Annotated in this window: 23 protein-coding genes; 14 read left to right on the forward strand and 9 right to left on the reverse strand. The window is 41.8% G+C overall.

Features of this window, described 5'->3' with window-relative positions; all coding sequences use genetic code 11:
• The first annotated feature begins 39 nt into the window (after positions 1-39).
• The 8 genes from CSQ79_RS23480 (at position 40) to CSQ79_RS23515 (ending at position 10,725) form a co-directional block, all read left to right on the forward strand.
• Positions 40-735: an EthD domain-containing protein gene (locus tag CSQ79_RS23480; RefSeq protein ID WP_099703539.1), complete on the forward strand. Its 696-nt coding sequence runs from the start codon at positions 40-42 to the stop codon at positions 733-735.
• A 36-nt stretch (positions 736-771) separates the two neighbouring features.
• Complete coding sequence (locus tag CSQ79_RS23485; protein ID WP_099703540.1) at positions 772-978, forward strand: VOC family protein; 207 nt, start codon at positions 772-774, stop codon at positions 976-978.
• Between the two features lie 328 nt (positions 979-1,306).
• Positions 1,307-2,818: a GMC oxidoreductase gene (locus tag CSQ79_RS23490; protein WP_099703619.1), complete on the forward strand. Its 1,512-nt coding sequence runs from the start codon at positions 1,307-1,309 to the stop codon at positions 2,816-2,818.
• 9 nt (positions 2,819-2,827) lie between these two features.
• Complete coding sequence (locus tag CSQ79_RS23495; RefSeq protein ID WP_099703541.1) at positions 2,828-4,312, forward strand: ankyrin repeat domain-containing protein; 1,485 nt, start codon at positions 2,828-2,830, stop codon at positions 4,310-4,312.
• Positions 4,313-4,566: 254 nt separating this feature from the next.
• Positions 4,567-5,133 carry a DJ-1/PfpI family protein gene (locus CSQ79_RS23500; protein ID WP_099703542.1) on the forward strand — a complete coding sequence of 189 codons (567 nt, stop codon included), beginning with the start codon at positions 4,567-4,569 and terminating at the stop codon, positions 5,131-5,133.
• Positions 5,134-5,159: 26 nt separating this feature from the next.
• On the forward strand, positions 5,160-7,253 hold the full coding sequence (gene glgX / locus CSQ79_RS23505; protein ID WP_099703543.1) for a glycogen debranching protein GlgX: 2,094 nt from the start codon (positions 5,160-5,162) through the stop codon (positions 7,251-7,253).
• A 170-nt stretch (positions 7,254-7,423) separates the two neighbouring features.
• On the forward strand, positions 7,424-9,553 hold the full coding sequence (locus tag CSQ79_RS23510; RefSeq protein ID WP_099703544.1) for an N-acyl-D-glucosamine 2-epimerase: 2,130 nt from the start codon (positions 7,424-7,426) through the stop codon (positions 9,551-9,553).
• Between the two features lie 131 nt (positions 9,554-9,684).
• Positions 9,685-10,725, forward strand: a complete 1,041-nt coding sequence (locus CSQ79_RS23515; protein ID WP_099703545.1) for a ligand-gated ion channel — start codon at positions 9,685-9,687, stop codon at positions 10,723-10,725.
• Positions 10,726-10,754: 29 nt separating this feature from the next.
• Here the strand turns inward: CSQ79_RS23515 and CSQ79_RS23520 are convergent, their stop codons facing one another.
• The 6 genes from CSQ79_RS23520 to CSQ79_RS23545 form a co-directional block, all read right to left on the reverse strand.
• The gene (locus CSQ79_RS23520) at positions 10,755-11,330 is read right to left on the reverse strand and encodes a DUF2808 domain-containing protein (RefSeq protein ID WP_099703620.1); all 576 of its coding nucleotides are present in this window, start codon (positions 11,328-11,330) and stop codon (positions 10,755-10,757) included.
• 267 nt (positions 11,331-11,597) lie between these two features.
• Complete coding sequence (locus CSQ79_RS23525; protein ID WP_099703546.1) at positions 11,598-12,074, reverse strand: DUF4079 domain-containing protein; 477 nt, start codon at positions 12,072-12,074, stop codon at positions 11,598-11,600.
• Between the two features lie 11 nt (positions 12,075-12,085).
• Entirely contained in the window at positions 12,086-12,367 is a 282-nt protein-coding gene (locus tag CSQ79_RS23530; protein ID WP_099703547.1) for a hypothetical protein, read from the reverse strand.
• A gap of 67 nt (positions 12,368-12,434) precedes the next feature.
• Complete coding sequence (locus CSQ79_RS23535; RefSeq protein ID WP_099703548.1) at positions 12,435-13,334, reverse strand: NAD-dependent epimerase/dehydratase family protein; 900 nt, start codon at positions 13,332-13,334, stop codon at positions 12,435-12,437.
• A gap of 26 nt (positions 13,335-13,360) precedes the next feature.
• On the reverse strand, positions 13,361-14,731 hold the full coding sequence (locus tag CSQ79_RS23540; protein ID WP_099703549.1) for an MATE family efflux transporter: 1,371 nt from the start codon (positions 14,729-14,731) through the stop codon (positions 13,361-13,363).
• A 225-nt stretch (positions 14,732-14,956) separates the two neighbouring features.
• A complete protein-coding gene (locus CSQ79_RS23545; protein ID WP_099703550.1) occupies positions 14,957-15,667 on the reverse strand; it encodes an SDR family oxidoreductase in 711 nt (236 codons plus the stop codon).
• Between the two features lie 97 nt (positions 15,668-15,764).
• Between CSQ79_RS23545 and CSQ79_RS23550 the strand changes: the two genes are divergently transcribed.
• The 5 genes from CSQ79_RS23550 (at position 15,765) to CSQ79_RS23570 (ending at position 18,937) form a co-directional block, all read left to right on the forward strand.
• Entirely contained in the window at positions 15,765-16,301 is a 537-nt protein-coding gene (locus CSQ79_RS23550; RefSeq protein WP_099703551.1) for a LysR family transcriptional regulator, read from the forward strand.
• Positions 16,302-16,562: 261 nt separating this feature from the next.
• On the forward strand, positions 16,563-16,922 hold the full coding sequence (locus CSQ79_RS23555; protein WP_099703552.1) for a type II toxin-antitoxin system RelE/ParE family toxin: 360 nt from the start codon (positions 16,563-16,565) through the stop codon (positions 16,920-16,922).
• A 2-nt stretch (positions 16,923-16,924) separates the two neighbouring features.
• On the forward strand, positions 16,925-17,248 hold the full coding sequence (locus CSQ79_RS23560; protein WP_099703553.1) for a helix-turn-helix domain-containing transcriptional regulator: 324 nt from the start codon (positions 16,925-16,927) through the stop codon (positions 17,246-17,248).
• Between the two features lie 151 nt (positions 17,249-17,399).
• Positions 17,400-18,263 carry an AraC family transcriptional regulator gene (locus CSQ79_RS23565; protein ID WP_099703554.1) on the forward strand — a complete coding sequence of 288 codons (864 nt, stop codon included), beginning with the start codon at positions 17,400-17,402 and terminating at the stop codon, positions 18,261-18,263.
• A 182-nt stretch (positions 18,264-18,445) separates the two neighbouring features.
• Positions 18,446-18,937, forward strand: coding sequence for a hypothetical protein (locus CSQ79_RS23570; RefSeq protein ID WP_099703555.1), 492 nt, complete (start codon positions 18,446-18,448; stop codon positions 18,935-18,937).
• 55 nt (positions 18,938-18,992) lie between these two features.
• Here the strand turns inward: CSQ79_RS23570 and CSQ79_RS23575 are convergent, their stop codons facing one another.
• The 3 genes from CSQ79_RS23575 to CSQ79_RS23585 all read right to left on the reverse strand — a co-directional run bounded on the left by CSQ79_RS23575 (position 18,993) and on the right by CSQ79_RS23585 (position 20,126).
• Positions 18,993-19,286, reverse strand: coding sequence for a TMEM165/GDT1 family protein (locus tag CSQ79_RS23575; RefSeq protein ID WP_099703556.1), 294 nt, complete (start codon positions 19,284-19,286; stop codon positions 18,993-18,995).
• Entirely contained in the window at positions 19,286-19,681 is a 396-nt protein-coding gene (locus CSQ79_RS23580; RefSeq protein WP_099703557.1) for a TMEM165/GDT1 family protein, read from the reverse strand. Before CSQ79_RS23580 ends, CSQ79_RS23575 begins: the two co-directional genes overlap by 1 nt.
• Positions 19,682-19,775: 94 nt before the next feature.
• A complete protein-coding gene (locus CSQ79_RS23585) occupies positions 19,776-20,126 on the reverse strand; it encodes a YkgJ family cysteine cluster protein (protein WP_099703558.1) in 351 nt (116 codons plus the stop codon).
• 205 nt (positions 20,127-20,331) lie between these two features.
• Between CSQ79_RS23585 and psb30 the strand changes: the two genes are divergently transcribed.
• Positions 20,332-20,472 (forward strand): photosystem II reaction center protein Ycf12/Psb30, encoded by a 141-nt coding sequence (psb30, locus tag CSQ79_RS23590; protein WP_289501499.1) that lies wholly within the window; start codon positions 20,332-20,334, stop codon positions 20,470-20,472.
• The last annotated feature ends 131 nt before the right edge of the window (positions 20,473-20,603 follow it).

Here is a 20,603-nt window from a genome sequence, read left to right on the forward strand (position 1 = left end):
CCACCCATCAGGACAGCTAATAACTTCTAAGAGGTTTCCATGATCCATCAACTTATATTTGCCCACCCTAAGCCAGGCATGAGTGAAAAGGAATTTCAGAACTACTGGATTAATGTTCATGCCGTTAAGTATGCTAGCCGAATTCCTCAGATTAAGCGTTACCTAATTGATTCTCGAATTCCATTTGGTTCAGAGCCACAAGACCCGCTTTTTAGTGGTGTCGCTGAAATATGGTTAGAAAATGAAGAAGAGCAGTTAGCTTCACTGCAATCTAAAGAGTTCTTGCAAGGCGCCCGTCTCGACGAACCTAACTGGGCTGCATTCTGGCGCACTGTAGTGTTAGATACAAACACTCACGTCTTGATGGCAGGAGAACCACTTAAAAAGGACTCTACCATGATCAAGATATTCGCTCTGGTTAAGCGTAAAGCTGGAATGCCGTTAGAAGAATTTCGGAAGTACAGCTTAGAAATTCATGGACCTAAAGACCTCAAGCTGCCTGGTTTACGGCGTTATATTCAATGTCACGTACGCGACTCATTCTATACCGTTGGTGAATCAATTTTAGATTGTGTTTCGCAGTTGTGGTTCGACGACATCCAAGCTATTGAAAAAATGCTGGAGTCAGATGAAAACAAAGAATCTGCTGCCGATTTAGCAAACTTTGTTGAACTCAAATATGCTCACAGCTTCATTACAGATGAGCACTGGATTATTGGACCAGAATCCCGCTAGCAATCTAAGACATAGTGTTTGATTTGGACGACAATTATGATACATCAAAGTGAAGTTATAGCTGCTGTAAAGAATCTTGTCGTTTCTATTGCAGTGTTTAATTTAGAAGAAACCGCAAAGTGGTATAAAGAGCAATTAGGTTTTGAGGAAGTCGTCAGAAGAGAGTTTCCAGAATTTGACACTCGGATTTTATTAATAGAGGCAGATGACGTCAGAATCGAGTTAATCGAAGAAAAGAATTAGCATTTTGATTCCTTTAAACCTGCTATAAACTCTTCGATATATTGTTAAAAAGATCAATTTAAAAAAGTTTCTTTTAGAGATAATAAAGTCAGGGATATCCAGTTTATGGAGACATTTAAATCTCTAAATAATTAAAAAATTAGGTGAAAGTAAGCATCATTTAAGGGCTGTTATCGGTCAATAGTCAATGGTTAGTGGAGCAAAGATTAATCATTAATCAGCAGAAACCGATCAATAATTTGCCCACCTACTTAGTAGTAGCACTTATTAAAGACTAATCCTGATTAATTTAGACAATGATTGCTGCAACATGAGCGAGACACAAATCATGACTGATATTAAAGCAATTGTAATTGGCAGTGGCTTTGGTGGGGCTGTAGCTGCATTGCGTTTAGGGCAGGCTGGAATTGAAACAGTAGTACTAGAAAGAGGGCGTCGCTGGACGATTGAAGACCCGACTAAGAATGCGACTTTTGCAACATTTAGAAATCCAGATGGGCGGGCAGAGTGGTTAAATACAGTTACAAAAACCCCAGGTTATGAAGGTATTCCGATTGAAAAATATACAGGAGTGCTCGAAGTACTGGAAAGAGGAAACTACAAGTTTCTCGTAGGTTGTGGTGTAGGTGGTGGTTCTTTAGCCTATGGAGGCATTCTGATTCAGCCACCGCAAAAGCTATTTGAGCAGGTATTTCCTGGCTCGATTAGTTATGAAGAGATGGATGCCATTTATTTTCCGCGAGTACACTCTGTTATTGGTAGTGCACCTATTCCAGATGACGTTCTAGAAAGTGAATATTACCTGGGACTAAAGGTGTTAGAACAACATGCACTCAAGTCAGGATTGCCTTATGTTGAATCAACTAATGGCTTAACTAATGGCATTACTCGATTTCCTATGGGAGTGGATTGGGACATTGTCCGCGAGGAAATTGCAGGAAAAAGGGTTCCCTCGGTAATTGCCGCTGAATTCTGGTTTGGTAACAACAGCGGTGGTAAGAAAACTCTGGATCAAAACTACCTGAAGTCAGCTGAGGAAACAGGTGCAGTTGAAATCCGCACGCATCATCTTGTAACCAAAGTGGCTGAAAAACTCGAAGGTGGGTATGCAGTTGCGGTAAACATTATTGATGATTCGGGTGAAATCATTGACCAGCAAACATTAACTTGCCAGTACCTGTTTATGGCTGCTGGCGTGATGGGAACTTGCGAACTTTTGATTAAAGCTAAAGCCAAGGGCGATTTACCAAGAATCAATCATTATCTAGGTGAGGGATTTGGTAACGATGGCGATACCTATGCCTTCCGCACTAATCTCTCAGAAACAACCAATCCGCATTTAGGTGGTCCAGGCGCGATCGCGGTTCTCAATTATGAAAATCCGATCTTGCCCTGTGTGATGATGCGCGCGCCATTACCAAGATTTGAACAGGATTTTCCCCAAAAGAATGTCATTGGTAGCTTTGTGTTTGCGATGACTCCTGATCGCGGCAACTTTAGCTACGACTCTGCTTCGGATACAGTTCAATTAAATTTCGCCAGCGACCCCAAAGCGAAAGAAGCTGCGAAGTACTTAGCCGAACTACTGAGCGACAAAAACGGTGGCGAAGTGCCTCCGATCGCCTCTCAAACGACTGGTCATCAATTGGGGGGGGCTTGTATGGGTCAAGTTTGCGATGATTGCGGGCGCGTAGTAGGACATCCAAACCTATATGTAGTCGATGGTGCATTAATTCCAGGGTCGAGTACTTGTGTCAATCCGGCGTTGACAATCGCCGCGATCGCCGAACGTTCCCTGGAGCGGATTTTAGCTGAAGACATTAAACATTCATATTTGTAAAGGTCAACTATGAGTCAGGAAGAGACACAGCAAGTCGCCGAGAAGTGGTTTAAGGCACTCGATCAAGCTGATTATGCAACCGCAATGAGTTGTTTGGCAGACGATATCGAATGGATCAATCTTCAACCCGTCAAAGGTGTTAGCGATATCATTCCCTGGATTGGTACGTCCTACGGAGTTGCAGAGGTAACGAAATCATTTCAAACACGCGATCGCATTGCTCAAGTCAAGGTTTTCAAACCCGTCGATCTCATTGTGCAAGGAGATCAGGCATTTGGCACAGTGCATGACATTACAACCGTTACAGCAACGGGACTCACCTTTGATATCACTTTTGCCACCTGGATGCAGATTCGCGATGGCAAGATTGTCAAATGGAAATCTTACTGCGACCCATCACCGATTATTGCAGCATTTCGGGGAGATATGCGATCGCGTTTAATTGAAGCTGTCGAAAATGACGATCTAGAGACAGTGACAAGTCTTTTGCAACAGGGTGCCGATCCTAATACGCGCAATCCAGAAAATGGTTTAACTGTATTAATGACCGCAGCTTGTCATGCCAATGTTGCAACGGTGAAATTGTTGCTCAATGCTAGCGCTGATGTTTTCACGACAGACAGCAAAACTGGAGCAACTGCCTTACATAAAGCTTGCCAAGGCGGTAGTGTAGAAGTTGCTCAGTTACTACTAGATGCTGGGGCATTTATTGATGCTGTAACGCCGACAATGGGGCATACCCCAATTATGGATGCTCTGTGGTACAAGTGGCCAGAATTGGTAAGGTTACTTGTTGAACGAGGAGCAAACCTCTATTTGAGTACCCACTATGGCTTTACCTTAGAAGATCACCTCAACTTTGAACTTAACGTCAATCAAGGCGAAGAGAAGCAGAAGTTTATCGTCATTCAAGAAATCATTGATGCGGGTAGAAAAGCTGCACGCGAAAGCATTGACTCTCAGAAAGTGATGGCAGCAACTAATCAAGGAGATCTAGAGACAGTTAAGCAGTTAATCGAGAATCAAGCTGATGTTAATACCGTCTACCCTCATATGAATTCTTTCCTAGATGGACACACCCCCCTATTAGTTGCTGCACGCGACGGACATATAGAAATTGTCAGAGAACTTCTCAAAGCAGGCGCTAAAGTCAGAGTTGAAGATTGGGTGTTTAAGGGTGCTCCCATCCACAAAGCAACTTACAACGGCAATCCTGAGATTCTAAAAATGCTTGTTGAACATCCTGACATCGATCTTGACGTTCAGGGACCCATCAATGGTTATACCCCACTTCATGATGCCCTATGGCATGGGTATAGCGAATGTGCTGAAATTCTGATCAACGCTGGAGCCAAATTAGAACTCATAGGACACGACGGTAAAACACCATTAAATATCGCCGTTGATGTATTTGGTAGTGATGGTGAAATTCCCCAATTGATTCATTCAAAATTGGCAGACACTAATATAGCGGTTAGCAATTTCTTCTGTTAGCTATTAGCTTCTTTAAAAGCTTGAGCGCGCAATACATGTACTCAATATACTTGTCCTCACCTGAATGGGTCTTGCTATAGAAGTTGAAAAAAACTACGCTAACCTCCTAAATTCCCTCCTTACTAAAACTTACACAAGATCTCTCTGAACCTCTTATTCCTTTGCGAGCTTTGCGTACTTTGTGGTTTGTTTCTTAAATGCTACGTCTATAAAAAAATACTCACATAAACTCAGCCAAAAAAACAAAACAGAATATGAACCTTAAAGGTAAAAAAATCGGCATCTTACTAGAAAGCGACTTTTACGAACACGAGATTTGGTACTACCATTATCGCTTTCCCGAAGAAGGTGCAGAACTCCACTTTTTAACTCGCTTATGGGGTCAACCTTCTCTCACTTTTAAAGGACATGAATATCATGCACCCTTTGAATGTAATGAAAGCTTTGAAGATATGAGCGATGAAGAACTTAAAAGCTATGCAGCGATCATTGTGCCATCCGCTATTGTCTCCGATCGCCTCAGATATACAGATGATATTCATAAACTCCCACCAGCAACCGAGTTTCTCAAGCGAGCATTTGCTGAAAAAAATATCATCAAAGGAATTATTTGTCATGGAATGTGGCTAGTTTCTCCTGTACCAGACTTAGTGCGAGGTCGTCCCGTTACTTGTCACAATAACTTGCACGGCGATGTTATCAATATGGGCGCTATTTACACTGATTACGATGTCGTTGTCGATGAAGATTTGGTTACAGGACGTACAGGCGCTCACTGTCATCTGTTTGCCAAAAAGATTATAGAAATGCTCGCAGCATAAACTTAAGATTACGCAGAAATTAAGCTATGACTTTAACAATAGATGCACCGAAGATAACATATCAAATAGAAAAGGGAAGCCCTCATCCTTTAGGGGCAATTCCAGATAATAATGGAGTCAATTTTTCAATTTTTTCAGAACATGCTACCTCAGTTGAATTATTGTTGTTTGATGAGCATGACGATCCAGCACCAATACAAATTATTGAATTAGATCCAAACGTAAATAAAACATTCCACTTCTGGCACATTTACGTTAAAGGATTGCCCTCAGGAATGCATTATGCCTATCGGATAGATGGTTCTCCCGATCGCAGTGCAGGTCATCGCTTCGACAAAGACAAAGTTCTGATTGACCCATACGCCAAAGGAAACAACAAAACGCTTTGGAAACGGGGTAATGCTTGCGTACCTGGTGATAATCTTGCAACCTCGATGCGTAGCGTAGTTATCGATACCTCAGATTATGACTGGGAAGGCGATCGCCCGCTGAATCGTCCAATGAGTGAAACAATTATCTACGAGATGCACGTTGGCGGGTTCACCAAGTCACCCTCTTCTGGTGTCCAGTATCCAGGAACTTTCACTGGAATTATTGAGAAGATTCCTTATCTCCAAGACTTGGGAGTCACAGCGGTGGAACTGATGCCTGTATTTGAGTTCGACGATACGGAAGTGCGAGAGGTTAACGGTAAGCTGCTCAAGAACTACTGGGGCTATAGTACTATGGGCTACTTCGCTCCGCATACAGGTTATTGTGTCAACCCAGAAGAAGGACAGCACGTCCAAGAGTTTCGTGACATGGTTAAAGCTTTGCATAAAGCTGGAATCGAAGTCATCTTGGATGTCGTGTTTAACCACACTGATGAAGGCAACCATCAGGGACCCATCTTCTGCTTCAAAGGCATCGACAATAGCATTTACTACTATTTGGTTCCTGGAGATAAGCAGTATTATTACGACTACACAGGTTGCGGCAATACGTTTAACTGCAACCATCCGATTCCTGAAAAGCTGATTCTTGAGTCTTTAGAATACTGGGTGCAAGAATTACACGTTGACGGTTTCCGATTTGATGAAGGTTCCGTCTTATCACGCGGTCAAGATGGAACACCGCTGCAATATCCACCCGTAATTTGGAATATCGAATTATCAGAAGTTTTGGCTGATACGAAAATCATTGCCGAGGCGTGGGATGCAGCTGGATTGTATCAAATCGGCTATTTTCCTGGTTATCGGTGGGCGGAGTGGAACGGACGCTATCGCGATGATCTTCGGCGCTTTGTCAAAGGCGATCCTGGAATCATCGGTGCTGTTGCTACGCGAATGACTGGTAGCGCTGACCTCTATCAAAGTCACGGTCACTTGCCAATTAATAGTGTTAATTTCATGACCGCCCATGATGGTTTCACGCTAAATGATTTAGTTTCATACAACAACAAACACAACGAAGCAAATGGCGAAGGCAATCAGGATGGCATCAACGAAAATTTAAGCTGGAATTGCGGTTTTGAGGGCGAAACAAGCGATCGCTGGGTGGAAGATCTGCGCGATCGCCAAATCAAGAACTTCGCCACGATTCTTCTCCTTTCCCAAGGCGTACCGATGATTGTGATGGGAGATGAAGTACGACGCACTCAAAAAGGCAACAATAATGCCTACTGCCAAGATAACGAGATTAGCTGGTTCGATTGGAACTTAGTTACTCAAAACAGCGATATGTTCCGCTTCTGGAAATTGATGGTTCACTTCCGCAAACGCCATTCGATTCTACATCGCGGGCGTTACTCTACAGGTGCAGTGAATGAGCGTGGTTTAGCAGAAATTTCCTGGCACGGCTGTCGATTATACAGTCCTGGTTGGAATGACACTAACGCGCGTGTTTTAGCGTTTACGTTGGGAGGATTCAACGGCGAAGCTGATATTCACGTCATGTGCAATATGTACTGGGAAGAACTTGATTTTGATATCCCACCTGTAGAAGGCAGACAGTGGTATCGAGTTGTAGACACCGCACAAGCTTCTCCTTTAGACATTGCAGACTTGGGTAACGAAACTTTGATTACAGGTAACACCTACTCAGTTCAAAATCGCAGCGTTGTTGTGCTGATTTCTCAATAGACCTCCTGCATGAAAAGAATTGCGAATAATTTCGCTGCTAGATAAACGAAGTCCACCTTTGTGGACTTTGCTTGGGTAGCCCTGACTTCAGTCGAAGGGCATCTGCGATTCATGCAGGAGGTCTTCGGTTCAGATAGCCCCGATCTCTTCATTATTTAAGACAAACAATCATGAATACAATCGACTTTACTTTCTCGGATCTCATTGCTGGATATGTAACGCACTTCGACCAAACTCAAGACACTTTTGGCTTAAAAACCTCTGATGACCGAGAGTTCTTAGTTCATTTAACTTCAACTGCCTTTGGCGAATTGGTACGCAACTTAGGAGAGGCGTATCGCGATGCTACAGCCCAGATGCGCGAGATGTTGATACCAGGACGATTTGTATTTGCCTACGGTATCTTCTACCCAGATGGAGAAAACGGTGACTACAAGTTTGATGCTAAACACATTGTTTTTCTAGGTCGTAGTGAGAATGAGTATTTGTTTGAACAACAAAACTGGTGGATTAAGCAGGTACGGGAATTAGCTAACTTCTACCTGAAAGCTGAGTTTGGCGACGGCGAAATTGACTACTTTGAATACCGTACTAACTTAACTATTACAGGTGATAAGCAAAAATCGGGACGCCAAGAAACTGATACGATTTCCCGTTTGGTTTATGGCTTTGCCTCAGCTTATTTACTGACTGGAGAAGACCGTTTTTTAGAAGCTGCAGAAAAAGGTACGAAATATCTGCGCGAACATATGCGCTTCCGTGATGAAAGCGAAGGTATCTGCTACTGGTATCATGCTGTTGATATTAAAGATGACGGTACTGAGCAAAAAATCTTTGCTTCTGAGTTTGGTGATGACTACGACGCGATTCCTTGCTATGAGCAGATTTACGCCTTAGCAGGTCCAACCCAGACATATCGAATCACAGGCGATCGCCGGACGATGGATGACATCAAGGCAACGGTCAACCTGTTTCACCGCTTCTTCAAAGACAAAAGTGAAAAAGGCGGCTACTATTCCCACATCGATCCGATTACTCTCAGCCCTTATAGTGAATCTCTCGGACGCAATCGGGCTAAGAAGAATTGGAACTCTGTTGGCGACCACGCCCCTGCGTATCTGATTAATCTCTGGCTAGCAACAGGCGAACAAGAATACGCTGACTTTCTAGAATATACTTTTGATACGATCGCCAATCATTTTCCTGATTATGACGAAAGTCCTTTCGTTCAAGAGAAGTTTAATGATGATTGGTCAAAAGACTACCAAACAGTGCAGCAGAATCGGTCAATTATTGGTCATAATCTCAAGATTGCCTGGAATCTGACGCGGATGCATAGCCTGATGGCTAAAGAAACATACAAAAGTTTTGCGGAAAAGATCGGTCACGTTATCCCTGCGGTTGGTTGCGATCGCCAGCGCGGTGGTTGGTATGACATGGTAGAACGAGTGTTAGCCCCAGGTGAAAAATTTCATCGACTCGTTTGGCACGATCGCAAGGCTTGGTGGCAACAAGAACAAGGAATTCTTGCCTACTATATTATGGCTGGTGTCTATCAAGACCCTAATTTTATTCGGTTTGCCCGCGAAGGTGCTGCCTTTTATAACGCATGGTTCTTGGATACTGAATCTGGCGGTGTTTACTTCAACGTTTTGGCAAATGGAGAACCTTATGCTTTAGGGACTGAACGTGGTAAAGGTAGTCACTCAATGGCAGGTTATCACTCATTTGAGTTGTGCTACTTAGCAGCTGTCTATACCAACTTGCTAATTAATAAAGAACCTATGGATTTCTACTTCAAGCCAACACCTGGAGGTTTTCCAGATAACATCCTGCGAGTGCAACCAGATATCCTGCCACCAGGTAGCATTCGGATTGATGAAGTATGGATTAATGGACACAAGTATACTGATTTTGATGCCGAAGCGCTGACAATTAAACTGCCTACCGATCAAGCAGAAATGAAAGTCAGAGTGCGAATAGCGCCAGCTAGCGTTGATTTTGACGCTGACTTAATCGAAGTTACCGATGGAGTAGCGAAGATTGATTTGGCTGGTTCTCTAGAGCCGAGTATGTTGAAGTATTTCAAGGAAGAACTAGAGAAAGCCCACGCAGTAAAAGGTGTTGTCTTGAATATGCAAGACCTCAACTCGATCTCTAGTGAAGCATTACGATATCTTGCCTTCTACAAACAAAAAGCAGGCAGTGATTTTAGCATCACAGCGTTAGGTGTCCAAGGAGCAGTAAAAGAAGCAATCGAGCAAAGTGAATTGAATGAAGAAATCGTAGTAGCTCATTAAATTTTAAATGTGGGGTGGGCATCTTGCCTGCCCTTGCCTATTGATACAACAAAGCAGGCTATCTCACATTTAATGAAATTAATTTTGTTGAAAGAAACTCTTCAAAACTTCATAGCTTGGTTGAGAGAGATATGCATCAAAAAATTGTTTGTTTATTTACTTTTTTCTCCCTTTATCTACCTATTAATGTTCCAAAAGTCATAGCACAAGAAGTTTCACAGCAAGAAACTACATATCAAATAAGCCAAAGACCTGATACTGATAACCCTACGGAAGTTGCGGTAGGAGTTTATCTAATTGATTTTGATACATTTGATGAAATCGATGAATCTTTTAAGTTAAATGGCTATTTGTTTTTAACTTGGCAAGATCAACGGTTAGCATTTAATCCCAGCCAAACTGCGGTAAATAGTAAAACTTACAACATCGGAGAAATCTGGACACCGAATATAAAATTCTTGAACATTGAGAGTGTTCGAGAGACAGCTTATATACTATTGAAAGTAGAACCTGATGGCACAGTTCATTACAAAGAGCGGTTTACGGGACAATTTAATTCAGAAATGAATCTGCAAAGATTTCCTTTTGATCGCCAAAAACTTAGAGTTATTGTTGAAGCGTTGGACAATATTGAAAACATAGTTCTTCTTGCAGATAATAGCAAAACAGGCGCAGCCAAAGATGCTTTTTTAACAGGATGGAGAATAAGAGACTTTCAAGCATTCCCTAGGGTAAGAGTATCTGAAGTTGAAGAAGAAAGTTTTTCCGAATATGTATCTGAAATTAATATTTTGCGTTATCACAATCCCTATATTTGGAATGTATTTCTACCACTATTATTTATTATTATTGTTTCGTGGACAGTATTTTGGTCTAGATCTTTTGAATCAAATACTGTAATTGCTACTAGTTCTTTAGTATCAGCGATCGCTTTTAATATAGTTGTTGTAGAAGAATTACCAAAAGTTTCTTATTTAACCTTCATAAATGGATTTATTTTGATAGTTTATGTGTTTATCTGCTTGGTCATCATCTACACAGTAGTAAAACACTGGCTCGATTTAGAAAAAAAGAAAGAGCTATCTTTAAAAATTGATCGCACGGCACGCTGGCTAGTTCCAGCAGTATTTGGTGTATCCAACATTATCCTGATAGCAGCTTCTCTACTTTAAATCACACTCAAGATTACTATACCTAACGTTCATCTCCATAAGAAAAACGGTCGATCGTTACCATAGAAGTGAAACCGCCCAAAGCCGAGAAATTGACCGTGGGCTTTTTCGCCTGGAGGAAACGCTGTAACGCCAAAGAGATAAACTCCAGAAAATAGCGGATTACGGACAGGGCGTAAGCCGATTGTAATCGTTTTTCCTGGAGCAACTGGCGGATCGAATATGACTTCAACAGTTCTAGAATCGCGATCGCGCGTCACTTCGCCTAAAGTTAACGGTTTTCCTCGGCGATCGCGCGTACCCTCAAATGCAAAGCTATCATTAAGTCTATAACGAATATTACTACTACCATCCCGCTGTTTAATGGTGACTCTTTGCAATGGTTCATCGGCATTCGCAGGAACATTAATTGTAAAGTAGTATGTTGCACCCCAAGCATTAACGCTATTAAATGTTGTTGTTGCATTAACCAAACTTGGTGGTTGCACAAAGTAAACTGTACCGTCTCTTAAACGAACTGCTTGCGCCATTTGTGGTGTTATTTCACTTATTCCTGCAAGCATTAGTGTTGTACTGAGTAGAATACTAAGTTTTGGTAACTTCATTTGATAATTCACAACATTTATACAATAAATAACTCATATTATTATTTTGCCTAATTAGTCAGTACACCTGCTGCTTGAAGGCGCTGATATTTAAATAAAGTCTATTGCTCTTTAAATTCACACCAGTGGCTTTAATAGGGGCGACAAATTCTGCGATCGCGCCACCCCCACAACGCAGTGGATTCCAAAATATAGGGGATTTTGAACTACTTTTCCTTCAGTTCTAACACCTAGAAAATAGTTTAGATAGCAATCATTAGCAAAACATTAGGAAATCGTTAAAAGTTCTTGCACAATTTGTAAACCTGTAATCAATTGCCAGCTAAAGAATATTAAAAGACAAAGATTGATGCTAATATGGAGATATCGCGCCCAGTTGTTACCACGTTGCATTAAAGGAGCAAATGCGGCAGAAATTGCAATTAACGCTGTCATTGCTAAACCAACAAATAAGTGAGCATTGACTGGAATTTCACCAGCACTTAAGTAGGTAATGATAATACCTCCTACTGCACCAGTTACCATCAGCGCAAGCGCGATCGCTCCTGATTGATAATGTCGAACTGGATATTTACCTTGAATTAATTCTTTTTTACTATCACCTTGAGCATTCCGAGTGCGGCGGACTTGAAAGCCAAGATACGCAGTATAAAGCAAGTAAGCAAACAATCCAAGCATCAGTACAGGATGAACCAACTGTATCAGAAAGCCAAAACTGAGAAAATTAACTGTTGTTGCTTCCATTGCTTATCTCCTTACTTCTGCTGATTGCTAGGAATAAAAAGTACAGAACCAAGAGTAAACAAAATACTTGCTGATATGTGCAAAAGCGATGAAAAGGAAACACCTTTAACGTTCTCTAAAATGGCATCGAAGGTGAACATAATAGAACCAACAAAAAATAGCCAACTGACCAACAATTCGCGGTCAATTTTATCTCTAGACTTTGTGTTTTCAAGATGCTGATGATGGTGTAAGGGAATGATTTTTTCGTCTTGTTGCTGAGATTGATAAATGAATTGTTGATTTGGTGACATGACAATTTGTCCTCTATCAGTCAAAGTTCAAAAGGTACTAAATTCATTTCTTCAGATTGCTATTGAGCTACGGCTGACGACGTGTAATATCTTCTAGCAAAGACGAGGTGGTTTGTGGTTGCCAACCGAGTTGTATCGCTTTGTTTGCTGATGTTTGATTATTAATTGAGAAAAAAGCTGCAATTCCACGTCCCCAATGTTGAGTTGCTTGTTCTAAAGAAATGCCTTTGATTTTGCAACCGACAACATCGCCGATTCTTTGAGCGATCGCTTTTTCAGAAATTCCTGATTCTGTCGCCGCATGAAAGATTGAACCCGCAGGTGCTTTTTCTAAAGCCAACACATACAATTGAGCAACATCATCAACATCTACCGCAGATACTTGATGTGCGCCTGGTGCAATGTAATAAGCAACACCTGTTTCTCGCGCTTCTTGTACGCGCATCGGAATGTAACTCGTACCACCGCCACGCCCGTAAATATAAAGTGGTAGACGCAAGACAACACTGCGGATATTCTGCTTGCTGGCGTGGATCGCTGCGGCTTCAGCTTTGGCGCGTTCTGCGAGAAAGAAGTTTGTGGCAATTGCATAGTTTTCATCGGCAATTTCTGCACCTGTATCACCGAGTACGCTTGTATCAGACGTGGCAATTAAAGGTTTACCCGAACCTGCTAAAGCAGAAGTCAATGCTGCGATGACTCGACAATCAGTTTGTACCGCGCCTACCCAATCATCGAAATCGTGGATGAATGCGGTGTGAATTACACCATCGGTTTGTCTTGCAGCAGCAATAAATGATTCAGGATTTTGTAAATCGCCGATACAAGGCTCGATATTCCGCTTTGCAAGTTTTTTGGCAGTCGCTTCGTTTCTTGCTAATCCGACAATGGTATGTTCTGCGGCTTGGAGTTTTTCGGCAACAACACTCCCTATGTAGCCTGTTGCACCTGTTAGAAATACTTTCATATTCCGTTTTACTGTATTGATAATGACTAGCGCAGTATTTGATGTGCAATTAATTTATAGAATCGCCAGGTAAATAGCGCTGCAACAGTGGCGATCGCCACTGATTGTCCTATCCACAACCCAACACTACCCAAGTTGAACCAAAAGCCTAATCCATAACCCACCGACAAACCGACACCCCAGTAACCTAGTACATTGAGCAACATCGGAATTTGCGTATCTTGAAGTCCTTGCAGCGAACCATACACCGCCTTTTGAAAACCATCCAAAACTTGGGCGATCGCAGCAATCATCAATAGTGGTAAGGCGATCGCAACAACTGCTGCATTCTCTGGATTTTGCACATCTAAATAAATTCCCACAATCTGTTTTGGGAATAGCAAAAAGGTAATTGAGACACCCACCATAAAGACTGTAGTAATACCCATACTCACCCAAGCGGCTTGCTGAATACCGATGCGCGATCGCCGCCCTAACCATTGTCCAACGCGCACTGTGGTTGCATAAGAAATTCCCAAAGGAACCATGAACGCCACAACAATTGTTTGAAATACAACCTGATGCGCTGCCAAAACTTCAGTACCCAATGTTCCCACCAAGAACGTAATCACCAGAAAAAATCCGATTTCTAAGCCAGAAAATAATCCAATAGGCACGCCTACCCAAATTAATTCCCAGAGAATGCGCAGTCTCACGCGGTGGAGTTCCTGAAAAATACGATAGTTCTGCAAATTTTGATTTTTAAAGACATACAGCGCTAATGCAAAGAACATTCCCCATAGCGTCACAACACTCGCGACTCCCAATCCTGCAAGCCCCATTTGCGGAAAACCAAATTTCCCAAATCCTAAGATGTAGTTCCCGATAATATTAAAAGTCGTTCCAGTCACCACAATCATCATCACTGGACGCGCCTGCGAAAGCGCGGAAACTGTAGCACGTAGTGCCGCAAATCCTACTGCGGGAAATAAACCCCACAGCATAATATCTAAATAGGTATTGACAAGTTGCACGGTTTGTGGGTTCTGTCCGCTGTGGCTGAGCCAGGTATCAAGATGTGCAGTGAAGATCATCAACGGTAGTGCAACTAAAAGTGCTAACCATAACCCTTGACGCGCTACTTGCTCGATGCGGGATTTTTGCCCTGCACCAAAGGCTTCTGCAATCAGTGGACTTACGCCCATGACAACACCACTCGCCGTGGTCATAATCGAGAGAAAGATAATTGCTGCCAGTCCTCCTGCTGCCAAAACTTCGGCTCCCATTCTGCCCATCATGACGGTATCAGCAAAGCCTGTCGCAGATTGGGCAACTTGGGCACTAGCAAGGGGAATCGCTAACTTCAAGAACTCTCGCACTTCAGTATGAATATGCTTTGGCATCTGCATGACAGTCATTGTAAAATTTCCTGGAAGACTTGCTACACCGTTACTTTAGAAAAATAAGCAACGTGAAATCTTTCTATTTTTTGCTGTTTTGTCAAAATCTTGCGGGTAATATCGTTGTGCTTTGAGGTTGTTACATTTAGGTAAGCAGGGGAGCAGAGGAAGCAGAGGGGCAGAGGAGATTGGATAGTTGCGACAAATCACAACTTTTGATTAAATTGGGGTAATTTGTTGTGATTAAATTGCTGCCGATCGCGCTTCATCAACTTTTAGTGTTGTTCCAGTGATAAACTTGGCATCGTCTGAAATGAGAAAAGCGACTATTTTTGCCAGTTCAGCATAAGTTGTCGGACGACTCCACATCAGATCATGAGGAACATTCCAGCCTGCAAGTTCTTCGAGGTTATCTGCTACAAAGAATGGAGCCACTGAGTTCATGCGAATGCGATCGCTGCTATACCGCTTAGCATAAAGTTTTGTGAATCCTTCCATTGCTGCTCGGAGCGTACCACTAAACGGAGTTCCTAAATCGGGTTCTTGAGAATCACACGCCGAAATATTGACAATCGCCCCGCCTCCTTGTTGACGCATCGGTTCTGTAACAAGCCGTACTAACCGCACCACGCTGAGAAACAGCATCTCAAAGTTCTGTAACCACATCTCGTCGGAAATTTCTAATAAATCTAATCGAGGCGGATCGCCAAAGCTATTCACTACAGCATCAATCCGCCCAAATTGATTTAATGTGGTTTGCACCAATTGCTCTAAATCATCTAGATTCGACATCGATCCTTGCATGGCAATTCCGCCGAGTTCCTGCGCTAAATCGAGAACAATTGGCGATCGCGCCAACAGTGAAACCGCATATCCCTGCGCTACTAACTCACGCGCACATCCTGCCCCAATACCGCGACTGGCGGCTGTTACAATCGCAACCTTTTGACTCATTGTTTGCCCTCTATTAATTTATTCTTTTAAGTTAATCTTTGCTGTCTTAGAACAGAAGACTTGATATTGGCAAAACATCTGTGCTGAAAAAGAACAAATGCTGAGTGTTTTTAACCAACTACCAGAATTAATCGCATTCGTGGAAAGTGTCGAGTGTCATAGTTTCAGCGCTGCTGCGCGATCGCTCAACACAACTCCCTCGGCAATTAGTAAACGAGTTGCAAAATTAGAAGATCGCTTAGGAGTACGATTGTTGCAACGAACAACGCGATCGCTCAATTTAACCGTAGAAGGAACCGCTTATTACGAGCGTGTATCGCGCTTACTGCGAGAACTCAATGAAGCAAATGATTTAATTATTTCTGGTGGGAAACCACGCGGTAAACTCACAATCTCTACATCGCTTGACTTTGGACAATGGCTTTTGGTGCAATCAATTCCAGAGTTTTTAGCACAGTACCCAGAAATTCAGATTGATTTACAACTGAGCGATCGCCTGGTTGATTTAGTTGTTAAAGGCATTGATGTGGCGATTCGATTAGGAGATTTAGAAGACTCTAGTTTAATTTGCAAACATTTAGAGCGCAGTGAATTGAATTGGCTCTTAGTTGTGATACTGAACCACTACAATTAAATAAAAGTAGCGGCACAACTCAAAGTTAGTATGTGATGTAACCAGTAGCTACCAGTTTTAGAAACAAACTGGATTGCTTCAATCAACTGCATTTAGATTATGGAATGATTGCAGAGTATATCCTAGTAAAAAAGTTATGGATACTATCTGTAAAGTCTACAATGCAAAACCTATAAACTTCTTAGCTTATGTAGAACTAGTGAAGCAATTCCCTAAGCGGGATTGACACATGGTAACATTAAAGTTACCATTAAGCGTAGTATGAATGTACAAGAATACATTAGAAAAGATGGCTCTAGTCCTTACCAAAAATGGTTTGATGAATTAGATGCAGTTGCAGCGGCTAAGGTAACAACAGCTAAAGCTCGTTTAGAAGGAGGTAATACATCAAATATTAGATGGTTTGATGGAATAGGGGAATACAAAATAGATTGGGGACCAGGATACCGGATATACCTTGTTCAAGAAGGAAAACAATTAATAATTCTATTTGGAGGTGGAACTAAGAAAACTCAGCAAGCGGATATCAAGTGTGCTAAACAACTTTATGAGGAATACAAGCAACGAAAGAAAGTAGAAAAAGGTAAGGGAGTCAGTCGCAAGGGAGGTAAAAAGAAATAATCATGGGGTTAACTAGAGATTTTAAAGAGACACTACGCGCAAGAGTAGAAAGAGAGCCTGAGTTTGTATCTGCTTTACTAAATGAGGCTATCGACCTCTTTCTTAATGGAGAAGCAGAAACAGCAAGAATTATATTAAGAGATGTTGTTAATGCAACAATTGGTTTTGAAGAACTTGCACAACTAACCTCAAAACCGAGCAAAAGTCTTCATCGAATGCTTTCACCAAAAGGTAATCCATCAATGGATAACTTAACAGTCATCATTCACGAACTAAGTAAAGAATTGAATGTAGATATAAAAACTCAAGTCGTTAGTTGTGTTTGAAACATAGTGATGATCGCCTAATCGGGAAAACTGAAATACAACTCTTAAATAAAATAGACTGCAATCTTTTATTTAAAATAAACTCAAACAGGGAAACTTACAGCTTCGGAATACTTGGATCTTGCTGCGGATATAAAAGGCGAGAACTATTATGGCACAAGCATTTCATGCTGCACCAATTGTTTCTAGTCGGGCGCTGGGTTGGGAACCTTTGATTGCCGAAGAATTTCAGCAACCACCAGGAGGAATAGACACGCCAGAAGCTTGGGAAGGACACGCGATCGCATTGTGTCTCGCCCCGAAGCCGCATCGCATTTTTCAAACTGTGGGCGATCGCCGTTACGTCGGACTTTACGGCAAAGGCGATCTTTCGATTACACCTGCGGGGCTTCCTGCAACTTATTGTGCTGAGGGCGAGGATTGCTATTTGCAGATTCAGCTAAAGCCAGAGTTTTTTCAACAAGTTGCGGCGGAAGCGATGGAAATTGATAGTTCGCGCCTTGAACTTGTTACGGAATTTCGCGTACGCGATTTGCAAATTGAGCAAACTTTGATGATGTTACGCACCCAATTACATCAAGGTGGTGGTTGGGGGCGATTGTATATCGAGTCTCTAGCGAATGTGTTAGCAGTGCATTTACTGCGTCAGTATTCAACAACACAACCGTGTGTGGCACACTATGAAGGTGGATTAGGCGATCGCCATTTATTTCAAATAACGGAATACATCAACGCACATCTAGAAGAAGATATTAAACTGGCTGATCTTGCAGAATTAGTAGGAATCAGTCAATTCCACTTCAGCCGTTTATTTAAACAATCAATGAAAGTTTCACCGCATCAGTATTTACTTCAGCAGCGTGTTGAACGGGCAAAACAGTTACTCAACACAACAAAATATTCTGTTGTTGAAATTGCTTTACAATGCGGTTTCAATAGCCACAGTCATCTGAGTAAACAATTTCGCCAGCTAACAGGGATGACACCTAAAGCTTATAGATTATCTATCTCCTAATTGCTGCATGATTTTTGATGAAATTAATGATTGTAGGCAGTTTTTAATCATTCTTATTTAAATTTTTGTAAATAAGTGACAATAACTTTTTCTTTCGTCTCCAAAATTTTAAAAGATATTTCACATTTGCATCACAATAAATTCGTTAAGCTAAAAATATAAAAGTAAATCACGGCAATTATATGACTGTTTCTAGTATTCAATTAAAGCGTTCGCCTTGGCAGAACGTTGCAATCTTAACTCTAGGATTCTGGCTGAGTAGCAGCATAATTTTAGACTGGGTAATTATGCCCAGTTTATACGTTTCTGGAATGATGACTCAAGCTGGATTTACGACAGCGGGTTACTTGATTTTCTGGAATTATAATCGCATCGAATTACTAGCAGCAGCTTTAGTGGTAACAAGTGTTTTAGTATTAAACAAAACACAATTTGTAGAAGATAATTGGCGACGAGGGACGACTGTTTTAGCTTTACTCTTACTGGCTGTACCTTTGCTAGCGACTTACGTCTTGACTCCACAAATGTCTGCGACAGGTGTGCAATTGAATTTATTTGAGTCAGCCACCGAAGTTCCTAGCACGATGAATTTGCTACACGCAGGTTACTGGGTATTAGAAGCTGTGAAATTTGTTGCTGGTGGTACTCTGTTATTTTGGGGAATCCGCAGATAAGCTGAGTTAAATTATGATATCTGTAAAAAAGCCTCTTACTTTATGTAGGAGGCTTTTAGTTTTCTTCATCTTGAGATAAATCAGGATGAAACCACAAGCGAATTGCCAGAAACGCAAATCCTATAGCCGCGATCGCTTTAGTTGTTTTTACAGGTAATAGTTCTGCTGCCCATCCACCGGCTAAAGCACCGAGTAAGCTTGTTAATAGCAATGCTGCGGCTGTCCCTAAAAATACCATACGGGGAAACTGAGAACGTCCGCTAAGGGCGATCGCTGCTAATTGGCTTTTGTCACCGAGTTCGGATAAAAATACTGTAATAAAACTTAGTCCGAGTAAATTCCAATCCATTATTGCACGACATCCCAAAGCAGCATCATTGAAATCAGCAGTAAACTCACACTTGCCAGTTTTTCTACCGTTCGCGGAGCAATTCGAGTTGCAATCCAGCATCCTAAAAGAACACCTAGCAAACTTGTTGTTACCATTGCGATCGCTGCACCTCCAAAGACAATCCAGGGAGATTGAGATTCAGCACTCATCAAGAGTGTGGATAGCTGGGTTTTATCGCCAAACTCAGCAAAAAATATTGTAACGAAGGTGGTTGCAAATACTGTCCGCGAAGATTGCCCAAAAGCTGAAGGCTGTTGTGACTCAGTTATTGTATCGGTATTTTCAAAGGCGATCGCAATATGCTCAGATTTAAGTTCAGCTTCAAGCAACTGGGTAGGCAAATCAGTTTTCACAGGTCTTCAAAACGTCGCAGCGCTTTCATATTTTTTTCATTTTCTCTGATCTTTGTTACAAAAATCAACCCCATAGTGCCAGGAAAGCGAAAAATTAGTCTTTAATAGCTCGCTCAAAACGCAACATTTCGAGGCTGCGATCGCCGTAAACACCACCGATTTGCTGCTGACAACACTCAATGGCAAAGTCATTTAACTCTTCAGGAAAGATACCGTACATATCCTGAAAAATTGCGGGTTCTACTCGACAAAAACGCGGACGATCTGGGTAAATGCGGCATTCGCGGGTAACGCGATCGTAGTTGATACACCAGCCATCCGCACCTACCATACTAAAATAGAGTTCTAGTTCTTCAGGTGATAAATAATCTTCAATATCTGGACGCTCTGCTGGATCGAGATTACAGCAGGCTCCACATTGCTTTACACATCGCCAGGTAGCCATAATTCAAATTTGGGCTATGATTTTTCTTGCACTTCGAGTTTAACGGTTTTAACCGATAGGCAATGACTATGAGAAAGGAGCAATGATTGTTTATTGTTTTTTATAGATTTATTAAGTTAGTTAAATTGAGTCATTGCCATCCAGGTAAGATCTAGTGCGGAGCTTTATCTGAGTTACTTATTCGGTTAGGTAATGGGAGGAAATAATGGACGTTGTATCTGGAATTTTTGAGGGAATCAGCACTTTTCAGTGGGAAACCTTTTTTCAGCTAGTCAGTGTTGCACTGATCATGCTTGCTGGTCCAATTATCATCTTTATTTTGGCAGCACGCGGTGGCAATATGTAGAAAAGCTGTGTGTACAGGAAATGGTGAGGATAGAGGAATGAACAAGGGCGATCGCCCTCTTATATCCTCACTCAGTTATTCAAAATTTGAGATAGTAAGCTCTAATACTGGATACCTAGTCATAACTGCTT

Source organism: Gloeocapsopsis sp. IPPAS B-1203 (assembly GCF_002749975.1).
In the GTDB taxonomy this organism is placed as follows: Bacteria; Cyanobacteriota; Cyanobacteriia; order Cyanobacteriales; family Chroococcidiopsidaceae; genus Gloeocapsopsis.